Annotated in this window: 14 protein-coding genes and 1 pseudogene; 5 read left to right on the top strand and 10 right to left on the bottom strand. The window is 71.9% G+C overall.

The annotated features are described in order from the left end of the window. Window positions 1-184 precede the first annotated feature (184 nt). Window positions 185-349, bottom strand: a pseudogene (locus AC07F0_RS27745) (DNA polymerase ligase N-terminal domain-containing protein); the annotation flags it as partial. Window positions 350-580: 231 nt separating this feature from the next. On the opposite strand from AC07F0_RS27745, the gene AC07F0_RS27740 reads away from it, so the two are divergent. After that, on the top strand, window positions 581-1645 hold the full coding sequence (locus AC07F0_RS27740) for a LacI family DNA-binding transcriptional regulator (RefSeq protein ID WP_478982806.1): 1065 nt from the start codon (window positions 581-583) through the stop codon (window positions 1643-1645). Here the strand turns inward: AC07F0_RS27740 and AC07F0_RS27735 are convergent. The 4 genes from AC07F0_RS27735 to AC07F0_RS27720 are packed head-to-tail and all read right to left on the bottom strand — an operon-like array spanning window position 1608 to window position 6212. Continuing rightward, window positions 1608-2984, bottom strand: coding sequence for a glycoside hydrolase family 32 protein (locus AC07F0_RS27735; protein ID WP_478982805.1), 1377 nt, complete (start codon window positions 2982-2984; stop codon window positions 1608-1610). The genes AC07F0_RS27740 and AC07F0_RS27735 overlap by 38 nt on opposite strands. Then, a complete protein-coding gene (locus AC07F0_RS27730; protein WP_150484839.1) occupies window positions 2981-3835 on the bottom strand; it encodes a carbohydrate ABC transporter permease in 855 nt (284 codons plus the stop codon). The genes AC07F0_RS27735 and AC07F0_RS27730 overlap by 4 nt, the downstream gene beginning before the upstream one ends. A 14-nt stretch (window positions 3836-3849) precedes the next feature. After that, window positions 3850-4806 carry a carbohydrate ABC transporter permease gene (locus tag AC07F0_RS27725; RefSeq protein WP_478982804.1) on the bottom strand — a complete coding sequence of 319 codons (957 nt, stop codon included), beginning with the start codon at window positions 4804-4806 and terminating at the stop codon, window positions 3850-3852. After that, window positions 4803-6212, bottom strand: coding sequence for an extracellular solute-binding protein (locus AC07F0_RS27720; protein WP_478982803.1), 1410 nt, complete (start codon window positions 6210-6212; stop codon window positions 4803-4805). Before AC07F0_RS27720 ends, AC07F0_RS27725 begins: the two co-directional genes overlap by 4 nt. Before the next feature lie 159 nt (window positions 6213-6371). On the opposite strand from AC07F0_RS27720, the gene AC07F0_RS27715 reads away from it, so the two are divergent. The 3 genes from AC07F0_RS27715 to AC07F0_RS27705 all read left to right on the top strand — a co-directional run bounded on the left by AC07F0_RS27715 (window position 6372) and on the right by AC07F0_RS27705 (window position 9630). Then, entirely contained in the window at window positions 6372-7916 is a 1545-nt protein-coding gene (locus AC07F0_RS27715) for a glycoside hydrolase family 32 protein (RefSeq protein WP_478982802.1), read from the top strand. A 94-nt stretch (window positions 7917-8010) separates the two neighbouring features. Beyond that, entirely contained in the window at window positions 8011-8985 is a 975-nt protein-coding gene (locus tag AC07F0_RS27710; protein WP_478982801.1) for a TauD/TfdA dioxygenase family protein, read from the top strand. 81 nt (window positions 8986-9066) lie between these two features. Further along, on the top strand, window positions 9067-9630 hold the full coding sequence (locus tag AC07F0_RS27705) for a dihydrofolate reductase family protein (protein WP_478982800.1): 564 nt from the start codon (window positions 9067-9069) through the stop codon (window positions 9628-9630). A 60-nt stretch (window positions 9631-9690) separates the two neighbouring features. Here AC07F0_RS27705 and AC07F0_RS27700 read toward each other — a convergent pair whose 3' ends face one another. The 5 genes from AC07F0_RS27700 to AC07F0_RS27680 form a co-directional block, all read right to left on the bottom strand. Beyond that, window positions 9691-10719, bottom strand: coding sequence for an LLM class flavin-dependent oxidoreductase (locus tag AC07F0_RS27700; RefSeq protein WP_478982799.1), 1029 nt, complete (start codon window positions 10717-10719; stop codon window positions 9691-9693). A 90-nt stretch (window positions 10720-10809) separates the two neighbouring features. Next, window positions 10810-12315, bottom strand: coding sequence for a metallophosphoesterase family protein (locus AC07F0_RS27695; protein ID WP_478982798.1), 1506 nt, complete (start codon window positions 12313-12315; stop codon window positions 10810-10812). A gap of 46 nt (window positions 12316-12361) precedes the next feature. Further along, window positions 12362-13204 (bottom strand): MHYT domain-containing protein, encoded by an 843-nt coding sequence (locus tag AC07F0_RS27690; protein WP_478982797.1) that lies wholly within the window; start codon window positions 13202-13204, stop codon window positions 12362-12364. A 119-nt stretch (window positions 13205-13323) separates the two neighbouring features. Further along, window positions 13324-14079 carry a dienelactone hydrolase family protein gene (locus AC07F0_RS27685; RefSeq protein WP_478982796.1) on the bottom strand — a complete coding sequence of 252 codons (756 nt, stop codon included), beginning with the start codon at window positions 14077-14079 and terminating at the stop codon, window positions 13324-13326. A gap of 145 nt (window positions 14080-14224) precedes the next feature. Next, on the bottom strand, window positions 14225-14845 hold the full coding sequence (locus AC07F0_RS27680; protein ID WP_243377919.1) for an L-threonylcarbamoyladenylate synthase: 621 nt from the start codon (window positions 14843-14845) through the stop codon (window positions 14225-14227). Window positions 14846-15018: 173 nt separating this feature from the next. On the opposite strand from AC07F0_RS27680, the gene AC07F0_RS27675 reads away from it, so the two are divergent. After that, window positions 15019-16506 carry a helix-turn-helix domain-containing protein gene (locus AC07F0_RS27675; RefSeq protein ID WP_478982795.1) on the top strand — a complete coding sequence of 496 codons (1488 nt, stop codon included), beginning with the start codon at window positions 15019-15021 and terminating at the stop codon, window positions 16504-16506. Window positions 16507-16601: the final 95 nt, after the last annotated feature.

The following is a 16601-nucleotide window of genomic DNA, read 5'->3' as shown; positions in this document are numbered from 1 at the left end:
ACGGCGTTCCCGCACAGCGTCCCGTGGCTTCTTGTCGTCCCGAGAAACCCGTGCCGGCCTCGCCCGCGTACCGCAGCCGCCCGCGACCGGGTCGAGCGGCGCGGCTCGCAGGCCGGTCCGGCGGAGCGCGCCGAGCATCCGCCGCGCAGGCCGGCGAGGCTACCGGCCCGGCCTGCCATCGCCGTCACTCCCCGGCCGCGTCCGAGGCGACCTGGGCGAGAGTGCGCCCGGACACGGCCGAACGCGCCCGGCGCGGATCGGGAGCCCCGTGCGTACGGGCCCGGCCACCGGCCCGCTTCACCAGCAGCCAGGCTTCCTCCCCGTCACCACTGCCGTCGCCGCGGAACCGGGCCGACAGCACCGCCTGCTGCGCCTCGTCGCCGAGCGGCCAGGTGCCCAGGCCCAGGGCGGGGAGCGTCGTACCGTCGGTGAGCGTGTGGGTCGGGATGCTGATCACCGTCGGACCCTCCCGCTGACTTGTGTGATCTGCCTGTGTCGTCTGCCTGTGTCGTCCCTCCAGCGTCACGGATAGGGTGAGCAATGATCAACCGGACGGGTGGGGATGAGGACGGCGGACGGTATGGGCAGCGCCGAGGAGAAGCCGGTGACACGACCGGGGCGTCCCACCTCGCGGGACGTCGCCCGGCTCGCCGGCGTGTCGCACACCGCGGTGTCCTTCGTGTTCAACGGCCGCGCCGAGGGCAACCTCTCGCCCGCCACGCAGGAGCGCATCCGGCAGGCCGCGGTCCAGCTCGGCTATCGGCCCGACCCCGTCGCCCGCGGCCTGCGCCGCAGCCGTACGGCCGTGATCGGCCTGGTCACCGACGAGATCGCCTCCTCACCGTTCGCCGGGCGGCTGCTGCGCGGCGCCATGGACACCGCCTGGGCCGACCAGCACCTGGTCCTCACCGTCGACTCCGGCGGCGACCCGGCCAAGGAGGACGCGGCGGTCGCCGAACTCCTCGACCGGCGCGTCGACGGCATCATCTACGCGGCCATGTCCCTGCGCCGCGTCCGCGTCCCCGAGGGCCTGCACCGCACCCACTCCGTGCTGGCCAACTGCCTGCCCGAGGACGGTTCGCTGCCCGCCGTCATCCCCGCCGAGCGCGCCGGCGGCCGTACGGCGGCCCGGCTGCTGCTGGAACAGGGGCACCGGCGGGTCGCACTCGTCGGCGGGCACGACGACATCGCCTCGGCGGAGCGGCTGCGCGGTTTCCGGGACGCGCTGCGCGCCGAGGGCATCACCGTGCCCAGGGACTGGGTGGTCCGGACCGGAGGCGAGATCTCCGGCGGCTACGAGGGTGCCGTCCGCCTCCTCGACGGCACCCCGGCCGACCTCCGGCCCACCGGGATCTTCACCTACAACGACCGGGTCGCGGCGGGCGTCCTGCACGCCGCGACCCGGCTCGGGATCGCCGTACCCGGCGACCTGTCGGTGGTGGGCTACGACGACCAGGAGCACATGGCCGCGTACCTCACGCCGCCCCTCACCACCGTCGCGCTGCCCCACCGGGAGATGGGCGAGGCCGCCGCCCGGCTCCTGCTGGACTCGATCGTCACCGGCCGGACCCCGCCCGCCACCGTGCGGCGCCTGGCCTGCCCGGTGATCAGCCGTGCGTCGGTGGGACCAGCTCCCATCCGGTGACGGCCGCGCCGACCGGCACCGTCAACTCCCGAATGTCGTCGGGCCGGTGGTAGACGCGCTCGGTGACCATGGCCCGGTCCCCGACGAACAGCTCGTACAGCGAGCCGTCGACGAGAACGCGTACCGTGACCTCCTCGCTGGGCGGCACATGGACGACGACCGGCGCCCCGGCCTCCGCACGGGGCCAGTCGCCCCGGTCCAGGGTCACGGTGCCCTCGCCCGGGTCCAGCCGGACCGTCAGCTCGGCGCCCGAGGCCGAGCGCAGCAGACTCACGGTGGTGTGACCCCGGGCGCCGACCGTCAGGTCGTAGGCGGCCGGCAGCGCTGCCCGGCCCGGGGTGGTGACGAACGGTTCGGCGGCGCGCAGCCGGTGCAGCTCCGGGGCCGGGGTCACCCGCAGCGCCCCGTCCGGATGGACGTCGACGACCCGGGGCGCGGTCAGGACGCCGGCCCAGCCGGCCTCGCCCTGCTCGCGGGCCTCCCACGACCAGCCCCATATCAGAGCCCGGTCCGGCTCCTGGAGCACGGCGGGCGCGTAGAAGTCGCGGCCGTGGTCGAGCATTCCGCCCGCCCGGGCGGAGAAGCGCAGGTCCGCATCCAGACGTCCCGTCAGATAGCCGGTGGTCCACGGGTCGCCGTCCCACAGGGACACCACCAGCACCCACTCGCCACCCCGCGTCGCGAACAGCTGCGGGCACTCCCAGCCGGTCGCCCGGTCGCCGAACGCCGACGCGGCGGCCGGATCCCGGCCGTCCAGGAGCACCCTCGCGAAGCGCCAGTCGGTCAGGTCGTCACAGTCGTACAGCAGGACCGACGGCGTACCGTCGGCGTGCCCCGCGCCGACCAGTGCCCACCGCCGGCCGTCGTGCCGGAAGACGAACGGGTCGCGGAACATCACCACGTCCAGGCCCTCGGGCGGGCCCGTCACCACCGGTGTGGGCAGGGGAGTCCAGTCGGTCAGCGCGGGGTCGTCCGGATCCGCCGCCCGGGCCAGGCAGATCGTGCCGAGCCCGCTGTGGTCACGGTCGACCCCGGTGTAGACGGCCGTCGGCACGCCCCCGTCGTCGACCACGCACCCGGACCAGCAGCCCGCCTCGTCCGGGCCGCCCGGGGTCGGGGTGAGGGCGACCGGATGGTGCTCCCAGTGGGCGAGGTCGGGGCTGGAGGCGTGGCCCCAGTGGACGTTGGCGTGCACCGGGGCGTCGGGGTTGTGCTGGTAGAAGAGGTGGTAGCGGCCGCGCCAGCGGAACGGCCCGTTGGGGTCGTTCATCCAGTTGGCGGGCGGGCGGACCCGGAAGCGCGGGGCGTGCGGGTCCTGCGGGGGAGCGGCGAGGCTCAACGGTTGACTCCTGCGGACGTGATGCCCTCACGCAGAGGGCGCTGGCCGACGACGAACACGGCGACGGCGGGAATCATCGAGAGGACGACACCGGCGAGCACCACGGAGACGGAGCCGGTGCCGAGGTTGCCCTGGAGGGAGACCAGACCCAGCGGCAACGTGTAGTTCTGGCCGGACGTTTCGAGGATCAGCGGCCGGAAGAACTCGTTCCAGTGGTAGTTGAAGGCCAGGACGCCGACGATCGCGAGGCCGGGCGCGGCCAGCGGGGCGTACACCGACCGGAACGTCCGCCAGGGGCCGGCGCCGTCCAGCATCGCCGCCTCGCCCAGATCCTTGGGCATGCCCAGGAAGTACTGCCGCATCAGGAACGTGCCGAACGCCGTCGGGAAGGCCGGGATGATCAGGCCGAGCAGGGTGTCGGTCAGGCTCATCGACTTCAGGACCAGGAACACCGGCACGATCGTGACCTGCAAGGGCACCATCATCGTCGCCAGGACCAGGGCGAACAGTGGCTTCTTGAAGCGGAACTCCAGGCGGGCGAAGGCGTATCCGGCCAGCCCCGCCGTGATCATCTGGCCGACCGCGATCAGACCCGTGACCAGCGTGGAGTTGAGGGCGAGCAGCCACACGTCGATCTGGCCGAACACCCCCCGGTACGCCTCGGTCGACGGGTCGGACGGGATGAGCTGCGGCGGCAGGTCGAACGCCTCGGCGGGCGTGCGCAGTGAAGTGGACACCGTCCACACCACCGGGCCGAGGGTGAGCAGGGCGCACACCGTCAGCCCGGCGATCCGCGCCCACGGCGCCAGCCCGTGGCGCGCACGGCTGAAGGACAGGGTTGCTTGGCTCAAGGGACTCACCCGGCTCACTGGTAGTGGACGAAACGCCGGCTGAGCCGGAACTGGAGGGCCGTGACCGCCATGATCAGCACAAACAGCAGCACACCCACCGCGGACGCCTCACCGAAGCGGAGCTGCTCGAAGGCGGTCTCGTAGATCACCATCACGACCGTGCGGGTCGAGTCGCCGGGACCGCCGTTGGTCAGGACGTACGGCTGCTCGAAGACCTGGAGCGCGTTGATGATGCCGACCACCGAGGCGACCAGCAGCGTCGGCGACAGCAGCGGCAGCGTGACGGAGAGGTGCTTGCGCAGGCCGGTCGCGCCGTCCAGGGCGGCGGCCTCGTGGATCTCCTTGGGGATGTTGTTCAGGCCGCCGACGAACAGCAGGAACGAGAAGCCGAACTGCTGCCAGACGTAGACCAGGACCACGGTCGCCATCGCCGCGTTCTCCGACGTCAGCCACGGCACCGGCGCGATCCCGACGAAGCCCAGCAGCCAGTTGATCACCCCGAAGTCCTGGTTGAACAGGTACTTCATCACCACCGAGATCGACGCGGCGGACAGCACCAGCGGGAAGAAGAACGCCGAGCGGAACACCGACCGCAGCCACACGGGCATCCGCCCGGTCAGCGTCAGGGCGAGCGCCAGCGCGACGAGCAGTTGCAGCGCCACCGCGAGCACCATGAAGACGAGGGTGTTGCGGAAGGACACCAGCACGGTCTCGTCACCGAACACCGCGCCGTAGTTGGAGCCGCCGGCGAAGCGCGGCGGGTCGATCACGTTCCAGTGGAAGAGGCTCAGCACCACCGAGCCGACGATGGGGACGACCGTGAAGACGACGATGCCGACGATCGTCGGGGCCAGGAACAGCGTGGCCAGCAGCCGGGTGCCGCGGTCCCGGGCCGAGGGACGCGGTGCCTTCTTGGCGGGCGGGGCCTCGGGCCGTTCGGCTCGGGCGGGCGGTATCCGGGTGTCCGTCATGCGTCACGCTCCATGGCCTTCTCCAGGTCGCCCTGCAACCGGCGCAGCGCGGGACGCACCGAGCGCGAGGAGGCCAGGGCCGTTCCGGTGTGCTTGAGCAGCAGCTGCTCGACCTCGGCGACCTGCGGCGGCGCCGGGATCGGTCCCGTGTCGGGGAACCGGTCGAGGGTGTCGTAGAAGACCTGCCAGTGCGCCGGGCCGGTCTCCGCGTAGCGGCCGGCGGTCAGCATCGAACGGCGGGCCGGGGTGGTCTGGTTCGTGGTGAACAGCTGGGTCAGGGTGTCCTTGCGGGCCGCGTACTTGATGAACTCCCAGGCCTCTTCCTGCCTCTTGGAGGTGCGCAGCAGCGCGTAGCCCGCCGCGCCGTACTGCATGCGCTGGGTGCGCCAGCGCGGGAAGTACTGCACGTCGAACCCGTCCCGCTCCATCCCCGCCAGGTGCAGGCCGCCCGCCCAGAAGCCGCCCGCCGGGGTGACACCGACCCGGCCGGTGGAGAACACGCCGATGAGGTTCTGGCCGTTGCCGCCCTCGGGGCGGGTGCACAGGCCGTCCCGCACGAGGGAGGCGAGATAGTCGTAGACCTCCTCCACGCGGTCGTGCGTGGCCTGCGGCGTCGTCCACCGGAAGCCGCCACCGCGGCCCGCGCGCCGGCCGGCCGGGTAGAAGGAGTCCCACAGCCACTCGCCGCCGGGCGCCTTGGACTCCGCCAGCAGATTGGTGCCGTTCGCGAACAGCCAGGGCACCACGCCGCCCCACAGCCGGTTGGTCCAGAAGTAGGGCGTGAAGCGGGCGCCGCTTGCCTGCTTCATGTCCCGGAGCAGCGACGTGAAGTCGTCGCGGGTCCAGTCGGCCGGCGGGTACTGTGCCCCCGCCCTCCGCAGCACCTGGCGGTTGAGGTACATGTCGGCCGCGTTGAACTCCACCGGCAGCTGGAAGAGGCTGCCCTCGTACATCATCGACTCCACCAGCGACGGGTGGACGTCGGCGAAGTACTCCTTCAGCTCGGCCGCGTCCCGCTTCACCCACTTGTCCAGGGCCACGCCGAGCCGCTGCGCGAACAACTGCACGCCCTCGGTGGCCACATACACCAGGTCCGGGGCGGTGCCCGCGGCCACCTGCGTGAGGATCTTCGCGAAGAAGTCCGACCAGTCCACGGCCTGCACCGCGTTGATCTGGAGCTTGATGTCGGGGTGCAGTTCGCGGAAGCCCTCGCGGAGCGTGCGGATGGCCTCCGGCCCGTAAGCGGGGCCCAGTGTGGCGACGACGAGGGAACCGTCGTCACGTCCGGGGATGTCGGCTCCGGTGAGCCGCTCCCAGCTCGCGGCGGTGCCGCCCAGGGCGGCGGCACCCGCGCCGTAGGCGCCGTACCGCAACAGCCTGCGGCGGGTGAGGTGCGAGTCGGTCATCGTGGGGCCTAACTCGTGTTAGTTGAGCACTGATGCCCCAGATGATGTGAGCGCCGCCCAGACGTGTCAAGACCGCGCGACCACTTGACCTTTAACGAGTTAGGTCCCACAGTCCTGAGGCACATGAGCCACCGTCTCCGACGAGAGGAACCAGGTGTGATGCGCGGGATCACGAGGAGAGCCCTGTTCGCCGGCTCGGCCGTGGGCACGGCCGGCGCGTTGCTGCCCGCCGCGGCGGGCACGGCGGAGGCCAGGCCACGCAACGGCTGCGCGAGCTACCGCGCGGCCTACCACTTCACCGTCCCCGAGCAGTGGAAGAACGACCCGCAGCGCCCGATCTGGATCAACGGCGCGTATCACTACTACTACCTGCACAACGCCGACTACCTGTCCGGCGCGATCGGCACCGCCTGGCGGCTGGCCACCAGCACCGACCTGGTCTCCTTCACCGACCGGGGGATCGCCGTGCCCAAGGACACCACCCCCAACGGCGACGTCTGGTCGGGCTCCGCGGTGGTCGACACGGAGAACACGGCGGGCTTCGGGGCGGGCGCGGTCGTCGTCCTGGCCACCATGTCGCCGCACGACGGCCCGAGCGACCAGGCGCAGTACCTGTACTACTCCACCGACGGCGGCCGGACGTTCACCCCGCACGGCACCGACCCGGTGCTGCCCAACCCGGGCGTGCGCGACTTCCGCGACCCGAAGGTGATCCGCGACGAGGAACGCGGCCGGTGGGTCATGGCCCTCGCCGAGAACGACAAGGTCGGCTTCTACCACTCCGCCGACCTCAAGTCCTGGACGTACGTGGGCGGCTTCGTCAAGAGCGGCATCGGGGTGCTGGAGTGCCCGGACCTGTTCCGGATCCGCGCCGCGGACGGCACGGCCAAGTGGGTGCTCGGCGTGAGCGCCAACGGCAAGGGAGCCGGGCTGCCCAACACGTACGCGTACTGGACGGGCTCCTTCGACGGCAGCGCCTTCACGGCCGACGCCGAAGAGCCGCAGTGGCTCGACCACGGCTGGGACTGGTACGGGGCCGTCACCTTCGAGAAGCGGACGGCGAACGGCGCCCTCGACGAGCGGACGCGCCACGCGATCGGCTGGCTGAACAACTGGGACTACGCCCACATCACGCCCACCATCGACAGCGACGGCTTCAACGGCACCGACTCGATCGTCCGCGAGATCACGCTGAAGCGCGCGGCCGACGGCACGTACCACCTGGCGTCCCGGCCGGTCGCCGCGCTCGACCGGTATGTCTCCCGCACGGTGCGGCTCGGCGATCTGGCGGTCGAGGGCACCCGCGTGCTCGACTACCGGGGCACCGCCTACGAAGTGACCTGCGAGATCACCTGGGACCAGCTCACGGGTGCGGGAGTGCAGCTGCGGCGCTCCCCGGACGGCGTCCGGCACATCGACGCCGGCGTCCACCGCGACTACGCGTACCTCAACCGCCGCCCCAGCGTGTCACCCGACCTGTCGGGCCGATGGCAGGAGAGCCGGAGCCCCTTCGACCCGGCCCGGCGCACGGTGAGTCTGCGCGTCCTGGTCGACCGCACATCCGTGGAGCTGTTCCTCGACGACGGCCGGTACGCGCACGCGTCGGCGGTCTTCCCGTACCTGGTCGACACCGGGCTCGCGCTGTTCACGGTCGACGGGAGGGCGGTGTTCCGGAACACCGTGATCCGGGAGTTCCAGGTGTGAGGGGCGCGGGCGCTGGTGCGGTGTCGCCCCGGGCGGGGATCGCTGTCACGATCTTCCGGTAGGCACGACCACGCCCACGACCAGCGGAGTGCGCATGACGACGGACAGCCCGATGACCAACGAGGCGGTGCGGGACGCCGGGTTGGAGGTGAGGCCGGTCGCCGGACACATCGGCGCCGAGATCGGCGGGATCGACCTGGCCGCCGACCTGGACGACACCGTGATCGCCGCGATCAGGGCGGCGGTACTGCGGTGGAAGGTGGTGTTCTTCCGGGGGCAGCGGCTGGACCATGCCGGGCATGTGGCGTTCGCGCGCCGGTTCGGGGAACCGGTCGTGCTGCCGCGGCGCGGCAAGGCCTCGCCCCCGGACTTCCCCGAGATCGAGACGACCGCCGACCGGCTGGAGCTGGGCGGGCGGTTCGGCATGGAGCACGACGAGTGGCTGCGGCGCCGCCGCCACACCCTGCTGCGCGGCTGGCACTGCGACCACGGCGCCCGCGTCGACCCGCCCGCCGCGACGATCCTGCGCGCCGAGACCGTGCCGCCCTACGGCGGCGACACCACCTGGTCGAACCTCGCGGCGGCCTATGCCGGACTCTCCGCGCCACTGCGGGAGTTCCTCGACGGCCTGCGGGCCGAGCACCGGCTCGGCGTCGGCTACCAGCCCCGGCCCGGCGACGACGCCTACGTCCGCCACCTGCTGGACCGTCAAGTCGCCTCGCTGCACCCCCTGGTGCGTGTCCACCCGGAGACGGGCGAGCGGATCCTCTACGTCAACGGCTACTACGTCGAGCAGATCGCCGGCCTCTCCCGGCCCGAGAGCGCCGCGATCCTGGAGATGCTGCTGGAGCAGGCGGTCCGGCCCGAGTACACGGTCCGGTTCCGCTGGGAGCCGGGCAGCGTGGCGTTCTGGGACAACCGCGCCACGATGCACCTGGCCCCCGGCGACACCGCACACCTCGACCACCCGCGGATCATGCACCGGGTGATGCTCGCCGGGGACGTGCCCGTCGGGGTGGACGGCAGGGCCTCGGAGCCGATCACGGGGACGGCACCCGGCCGCTGGTGACACGAACCGATCCGTGAGTCGCGATGAGTTTTGCGGTGTCCCGCGGTCGTACTGTCGAACCCCTAACTCAGGAGGACACCGATGCGCAGCGTGACGTATTCGATGAACGTCTCACTGGACGGCTACATCGTCGGGCCGGACGGCGGCTTCGAATGGACCGTGCCCGACGCGGAGGTCTTCCGCTTCTGGATCGACGAGATCCGAGAAGTCGGCGTCCACCTGATGGGGCGACGGCTGTACGAGACGATGCTGTACTGGGAGACCGCCGACCAGGATCCCTCGCTCGGCGACGCGGAGCTCGAGTGGGCCGCGCTCTGGAACCCACTCCCGAAGGTGGTGTTCTCCACCACGCTGTCGGCGGTGCAGGGCCATGCCCGTCTGGCCTCCGGCGGCCTGGCGGAGGAGATCGAGCGGCTGCGGGCCGAGCCGGAGGCGGGCGACATCGCGATCGGCGGCGCGACTCTCGCGGCCGAGGCGGCCGACTCGGGCCTGATCGACGAGTACCGGGCGATGGTCTACCCGGTGCTGGTCGGCGGTGGCATTCCGTTCTTTCCCCGGAGCGAGCGCCGGGTGGATCTCGAACTCGTGGAGACCCGCACCTTCAACTCGGGCGTCGTCTACCTCCGCCACCGCGTGGCACGCTAGGCCGTGTCCGCGAAGTCCCGTCGTCCGCCCGGACGGCAGGCGGGACTTCGCGGACACGGCCTAGAAGCCCGGTCGCCAGCCCAGTGCCGGGCCGAGCTTCGTCGCCGTGTCGGTGAGGATCTGGACGTAGTCCTCGTGCTCGAAGGTGAACGGCAGCGCGAAGGCGACCTCGTCCACCTCTTGGAACGCCGCGTGCGCGTGCAGCCGCTCGGCGATCTCCTTCGAGGTCCCCACCAGGTCCGGCGCGAACAGCAGCCGCGCCGGGCCCTGCGGGGCGGCCGTACGGGGAGTGCGCTCGGCGGCGTACTTCTCGTAGCGGGCGCGCTGCCCGGGCGAGGCGGAGTCCGTGGGGATGACGACGAGGCCCTGTGAGACGCGGGCGTCCTCGCCGTCGGGGTGGACGGCGCGGAACGCCCGGATGTGGGAGAGCTGGATCTCGGCGAAGTCGTGGGGCCCGTCGGGGTCTTCGGCCTTCACGACGCTGCTGGTGAGGAGGTTCATGCCGTGCTCGCCGGCCCACCGGGCCGACCGCAGGCTGCCGCCGCCGTACCACAGGCGGCGGCCCAGGCCGGGGGAATGGGGCTGCACCCGGTCGGAGAAGGTCTCGAACCCTTCCGTCCCGCTGAAGTCCGTCGCCGGCTCGCCTCGCACGAAGTCCAGCAGCCGCTCCACCCGCCCGTAGCCGAAGTCCTCGGCGTCGGCCGTGTCCGGATAGAGCGCGCCCTTGACCTGGTCGAAGCGCACCGGCGGGCCCACACTGACGCCCGGGTTGAGCCGGCCCCCGGAGAGCAGGTCGACGGTGGCCAGGTCCTCGGCGAGGCGCAGCGGGTTCTCCCAGCCGAGCGGGATGACCGCCGTGCCGAGTTCGATGCGACGGGTGCGCTGCGAGGCCGCGGACAGGACGGCGACGGGGGAGGAGATGCCGTACTGGAGGTGGCGGTGTCGCACCCACGCGCTGTCGAAGCCGAGCCGCTCGCCCAGTTCGATGATCTCCAGCGTGGACTCGTGACCGCGCCGGGGATCCGTCTCGTCGAACAGCCCGATGGTCAGAAAGCCCAGCTTGCGCAGCGGTCGTGAGGTCGGTGGCACGAGCCCTCCATCGTTGAAGCTTCAAGGGTCCACGACTGTGCCAACCCGGCAGCGGCCCGCGCTGTTCCCGCCTGCACCGGTTCCCGCGTGTCAGCGCAGCGGGATCGTCACCTCGTCCTCGACCGGCGGGGCGATTTCCTGTGCGCGGTTGCCGGTCGCCGCGAAGCAGCGCAGCCGGACCGACTCCGGGGAGACGTCCAGGCGCAGGAAGCACTTGAAGAACGGAGGGCTGTACGTCGCCGAACTCGGCGAGAACAGCGACGTGTAGATCTTGCGCACGGGCAGCCGGAACCGCCTGGCCCGATCGGGCCGGCGGCCGGTGCCCAGCAGCCCGGCGACCAGCCGGACGCGCCGGGTGACCCGGGTGGCCGCACCCGGGACACGCGTCGGCGGGATGCCCAGGCGCTCGGCGATCACCGCCGTCGCCTCCGCCTCGGTGAGCGTGAAGAAGCGGGGCATGCGCAGCCGGCGGCCGTAGAGCCGGCTGTAGAAGGCGAGGGAGTCGCCGCGCAGCGGATAGCAGCGGAAGTCCCGCTCGGTCACGTTCGCGACGTTGACCCGGGGGATGGTGTGGGTGGCGTGCATGAAAGCCCCGCCGCCGCCCGCGACCACGTACTGGATGGTCCGTCCGTCGTCCAGCCGGACCGGGTAGCGCTGGTAGTTGTGGATGTCGCCGCCTATCGCCGCCACGTAGTGGTGCTCCGGGTCGCGGACGATGTCGTCGACGGTGCCGCCCCCTTCGATGGCGCACGGCTCGCGCCTGCCGTCCACGTACAGGGGCGACCCGGTGACCAGGATCTTCGGGCGTGGCCCTTGGGAGACCTCGCGCAGCCAGGCGCCCTGCTCGGCGTCGAGCGTGCCCAGCAGGCCCGTGTCGATGCCTATGATCCGCACCGGTCCGGCGTCGATCGCCCAGTACGGACCCGGCTGGACGGCCTGCTGGGCGGGCGCCGAGCGCAACGTCCGGGCCTCGTCCAGGTGATGACCGTCGTCCGGCCGTGGCCGGTGCCACAGCAGGGACCGCAGCCAGGCCCGGGTCAGCGGGCGCGGCCGGGGCTCGGGCGGCAGCGGCGGGGCGTCGTCGCAGAAGACGCGCATGAAGCCGCCGAGGTCCTCGTACCAGTCGTGGTTGCCGGGTATCGCGTAGATCGGCGCCTGGTAGTCCTGGTAGGGACGGAAGAACTTGGTGCCGTAGTCGTCCGCGCTGCCCACCGGGTAGATCACGTCACTGGCCAGCACGGCGAAGCGGGTGTCCTGACCGGTCTTCAGAAGGCCCGGCACGACGGCGTACTGAGGGTCGTCGCCCTCACCGGTGTCGCCGATGACCAGGAACGAGAAGCGGTCCGGATCGTCGCGCCGGATCACCTTGTCGGCCGGTGCGCCGGCGGCCGCGCGCTGCGCCACCCACCGGCCGCGGGTGCGGCTGGTCGGATCCCCGAACCAGGAGGCCAGCACGCCGTTGCGGGCGGCCCACAGCATTCTCGGGTCCAGCCAGGAGATCTTCTCGGCCTGCCGCGGCATCAACCGCCGGTATGCGCCGCGTTCGCCGGTGCCCCAGCCGGCGCCTTCGGCCGTGTGGCGTGAGGAGTCAGACACCGCTGCACCGTAACAATGATCTACGAGCCGTCCGCAGGCGGGTCGTTCACCGGCCGCGGGCGTGCGAGTCCGTGTCGTGCCACGACGTGCGCGGCGCGGGAATGGCGCGGGCGGAACGGGCCGGGCGCGGGGCGGAGTTCCGGTTCCCGGCCCGCTCGCCGTGCACCAGCAGCGGGTCGAACATGATCACGACCCCGGCCAGCAGCAGGAAGACGACCGGTCCCAGCAGCATGGGCAGCAGCAGTGACAGGGGCGAGTCGCCCTCCCACGTGCCACCGGCGGTGTCGTGCACATGGACGCTGACGGCGGCCATGCCCGTGTAGTGCATCCCGGACACCGCCACGCCCATCACCAGGCTCGCCCCGAGGCTCGTCAGCAGGCCGCGGATCGTGACGGCCGACCACAGCGCGGCGGTCGCGGCGGCGATGGCGATCAGCACGGACAGCACGACGCCGACCGGGTCGTAGCCGATGTCGCCGTGCAGCCGCATGGCCGCCATGCCCAGGTAGTGCATGGCCGCCACCCCCAGTCCGGTGACGACACCCGCGACCGCCAGGGTGACACGGCCGGGGCCGCGGTAGCCGACGATGAACACGCCGATGCCCACCACGGCGACGGCCACGACGAGACTGAGCACCGTCGTGGCCGCGTCATAACGGACCCGGGTCTCCTCCACGTGGAAGCCGGTCATGGCGATGAAGTGCATCGTCCAGATCCCGCACCCGATGGAGGCCGCGCCTAACGCCAGCCAACCCGGCTTCCAGGACCGCGCGTTCAGCAGCGAGCGCACGATGCACCGCAGCCCCAGCGCCCCTCCCAGACAGGCCATCAGATACGCCGCCACCGGAGTCACCGCACCGTAGCGGAACCCGTCGACCGTGCCCTCCATGAGCAAACTCCCCCCGAGTCATGCCTGATGTCCAGCAGGTCTACGCGCAGGGACCGAGGGAAAGCAAGCCCTTACCGTCGGTAGGACGGCAAGTCCTGTCGGCCAGGGGTCGATTGAGGTCAGAATGTGCGCTTCAGCAGGTCGAGGAGAGCCGCCCAGTGCCGCGCGTCGGCCTCCTCGTGGTACGACGCGGTGTCGGACTGCGTGAAACCGTGGGGCGCGCCCGTGTACACCTCGCACCGGTGGCGGACGCCCGCCGAGGTCAGGGCCTCCTCCAGGCGCTCGATCTGCTCCCGGGGCAGCGACGGGTCCTGATCGGCGTGGCCGAAGTACAGCTCGGCTGTGACGTTCCCGGCCACCAGGTGCGGGCTGTCCGGCGTGTCCGTCGCCAGCCGCCCGCCGTGGAAGCCGGCCGCGGCCGCGACCCGCTCCGGGTAGGTCCCGGCCGTGAGCAGCGACAGGCGCGCCCCCATGCAGTAGCCGGTCAGCGCGACCGGGCCGTCGGCCACCGCCGGCGACTCGGCCAGCCAGCGCAGATAGGCACCGGCGTCCCGCATGGCCCGTTCGGCCGTCAGGGCCCGCATGACGGGCATGATGCGCTCGAAGATCTCCGGCCGCGCCCCCGGGTCGATGAACTCGGGCAGCTCGAACAGCGGGGCGCGGCCGTGCCGGTAGAACACGTTGGGCACCAGTACCGCATAGCCCTCACCGGCCAGCCGGTCGGCCATGGACCGCAGCCGCGGACGCAGACCGAAGGCGTCCATGTAGAGCAGGACCCCCGGGTGGGCGGCCCCGTCCGCGGGACGGGCCAGATACGCGTCGGCCGTGCCGTCCTCGGTGCGGATGTCGACGTCGGTTCCCTGTACGGCGGTCATGGCTGTGCTGCCTCTCTGCGGGGTCTCGGCAAGGAACCCGTCCGCGTGACCGGGCGGATCACGGGCATCGTGACACGCCGTTTCCCGGGGCATTTCGCCCACCCCCCGCACACGGCACAGCCGTGAACGCCCGTTGGCGCGCCCTTTACTCGAAGCGTGAGGTGTCGCCCGCGCCGTGCCGCACGATCTCGGCCTCCCCGCCGGAGAAGTCGATCACGGTCGTCGGCTCCGTGCCGCAGTCACCGGAGTCGACCACCCCGTCCAGCACGTGGTCGAGCAGGTCCTTGATCTCCCAGCCCTGCGTCATCGGCTCCTCCTCGCCGGGCAGCAGCAGGGTGCTGGACAGCAGCGGCTCACCGAGCTCGGCGAGCAGGGCCTGGGTGACGACATGGTCGGGGATGCGCACCCCGACCGTCTTCTTCTTGGGGTGCTGCAGCATACGCGGCACCTCCTTCGTCGCGGGCAGGATGAACGTGTAGCTGCCGGGCGTCGACGCCTTGATCGCGCGGAACACGTCGTTGTCGATCCGCACGAACTGGCCGAGCTGCGCGAAGTCCTGGCACACGAGAGTGAAGTGGTGCCGGTCGTCCAGCTTGCGGATCGTACGGATCCGTTCGATGCCGTCACGGCTGCCCAGACGGCAGCCCAGTGCGTAACAGGAGTCCGTGGGGTAGGCGACAAGAGCGTCGGCACGGATGCTGTCGGCGATCTGGCCGATGGTGCGGGGCTGGGGGTTGTCGGGGTGCACGTCGTAGTACTTCGCCATCCGCCGAGCTTATGCCGCCCCGCGCGGTGCGGCCGCGCAGGGCGGGGTGTCGGCCCGGGGGCATCCCGCGCGGGCCCGCCCGGGATGCCTGGAAGGGGAAAGCGCGGGACGTGTGGGGTAACGTCCCCGACCGGTGCGCCGGAGGCGGCGCGAGCGACGAGGGGAAGGCAGCGGTGGCTGGCCGAGGGGACGGGAACCGGCAGCAGCGGACACCATCCGGACCGGGCCCGGCATGGGCGGAGGAACTGCTCGACCACCTGCGTCCGGCGGGGCGCGACGTGCGCCAGGTCGTGGGCTGGCTCGCCGGTGCCGTGGGCGGGTCCGTGGCCCTTCAGGACACCGCCGGGAATCTCCTGGCCGGAACCCGGCTCCCCCTGGACGAGAGCCTCGTCACGGACATCACCGCCGGCCGGATCGCCTCCGCCGCCTGGGAGAGCCGGGAGCGCCACCAGCGCCTGGTCAGGGTGGAACACCCGTCCCACATCTGCGTCCTGGCCGTCTCCCGCGAGACCCCCTTCGACCGCCGGGCCGCCGACGTCGTCACACACACCGCCCAGGTGATCGAGCTCCTGCTGACCGCGCGCGAGTCGACCGCGGCCGGTCACCGGCTCCGGCGGGCCACCTCCGATCTGCGCCTGGCCATCCTGCAACTGCTGATGGTCGAGGACACCATCGCCGCCCGCCGCGTCGCCGCCGGGCTCTGGCCCGGACTGCTCGACGCCGACACGGCGTGCGTGTACGTCGTCGAGTCCGACGCCGCGGTACGCGACCGGATCGCCGAGGAGTGCCTGGACCGCACCGGGGAGGACGCTCTGGTCGTGCGCTGCCCGGCCATGGAAGGCCATGTGATCGTCGTCAGCCCCCGCGACACCACCGACGAGGCCCTGCGGTCCCTGGTCGGCCGGCACCCGGACACCTTCCTCGGCGGCAGCGTCCGGCAGAGCCTCGCCCGGACCGCCACCGCCTACGGACAGGCCGTCAGCGCCCTCGCCGTCGCCCACTTCAGGCACGACAAGACGGCGGTCTACGCCGAGCGCACCCACCCCGAACGCCTCATGGACCCCGAGGCGCTGCGCGGCTGGACGGCCCGGGTGCTGCGCCCGCTCGACACCCTGCCGCACCACACCCGCGCCGAACTCCTCGCCACCACACGCCTCGGTCTGGAGTTCACCGCCGTCAACGCGGCCAAGGTCCTCGGCGTCAGCCGCAACACCGTCCGCGCCCGCATGGAACGCGTGGAGACCCTGCTCGGCACCGACTTCGCCGACGTCACGGTCCGTGCCGTCGTCCACCTGGCGCTCAACACCCAGATCGGCCTGGCCGACGCCCCCGACAGCACGCGGAACTCCCCGCTCCGGCTCTCCGACCTGCTGTCCGGGCCCGCCGTACGCACCTGGGCCCAGGGCCTGCTGGGCCGACTGGACGCGGACGCCAGGAACCCGCGCCGCACCCTGCGCACCTGGATCACCGCCGGTGGCAACGCCGAACGGGCCGCGCAGATCCTGGGCATGCACCCGCAGACGGTGCGCGAGCACGTCCGCAGCGCCGAACCCGTCCTGGAACGCCAACTGCTCGCCGCGGGCACTGACCTGTACGAGGTCGTGCTGGCCCACCTGGCCGTCGGTGACCTCGATCTGCCGGCTTTCGGCCGCCACGGCTGACCGGCTGAGCCGCACGGCCAACCGGTTGGCCAGGTCCCGGTGGGACGAAACCGGGCCATCCGGACTCAGCTGTGCACGGGTGAGCCCTGTTGAGC

Source organism: Streptomyces sp. NPDC045955, assembly GCF_056430805.1.
Note: the sequence above shows the minus strand (reverse complement) of the source record. Positions and strands in the feature narration are given on the sequence as shown.

What these genes read in the sequence shown, in the direction of transcription:
- AC07F0_RS27740 (WP_478982806.1), top strand. Translation starts at nt 581, where the DNA reads ATGGGCAGCGCCGAGGAGAAGCCGGTGACACGACCGGGGCGTCCCACC.
- AC07F0_RS27725 (WP_478982804.1), bottom strand. Translation starts at nt 4,806, where the DNA reads ATGACGGACACCCGGATACCGCCCGCCCGAGCCGAACGGCCCGAGGCC.
- AC07F0_RS27720 (WP_478982803.1), bottom strand. Translation starts at nt 6,212, where the DNA reads ATGACCGACTCGCACCTCACCCGCCGCAGGCTGTTGCGGTACGGCGCC.
- AC07F0_RS27715 (WP_478982802.1), top strand. Translation starts at nt 6,372, where the DNA reads ATGCGCGGGATCACGAGGAGAGCCCTGTTCGCCGGCTCGGCCGTGGGC.
- AC07F0_RS27710 (WP_478982801.1), top strand. Translation starts at nt 8,011, where the DNA reads ATGACGACGGACAGCCCGATGACCAACGAGGCGGTGCGGGACGCCGGG.
- AC07F0_RS27705 (WP_478982800.1), top strand. Translation starts at nt 9,067, where the DNA reads ATGCGCAGCGTGACGTATTCGATGAACGTCTCACTGGACGGCTACATC.
- AC07F0_RS27690 (WP_478982797.1), bottom strand. Translation starts at nt 13,204, where the DNA reads ATGGAGGGCACGGTCGACGGGTTCCGCTACGGTGCGGTGACTCCGGTG.
- AC07F0_RS27685 (WP_478982796.1), bottom strand. Translation starts at nt 14,079, where the DNA reads ATGACCGCCGTACAGGGAACCGACGTCGACATCCGCACCGAGGACGGC.
- AC07F0_RS27680 (WP_243377919.1), bottom strand. Translation starts at nt 14,845, where the DNA reads ATGGCGAAGTACTACGACGTGCACCCCGACAACCCCCAGCCCCGCACC.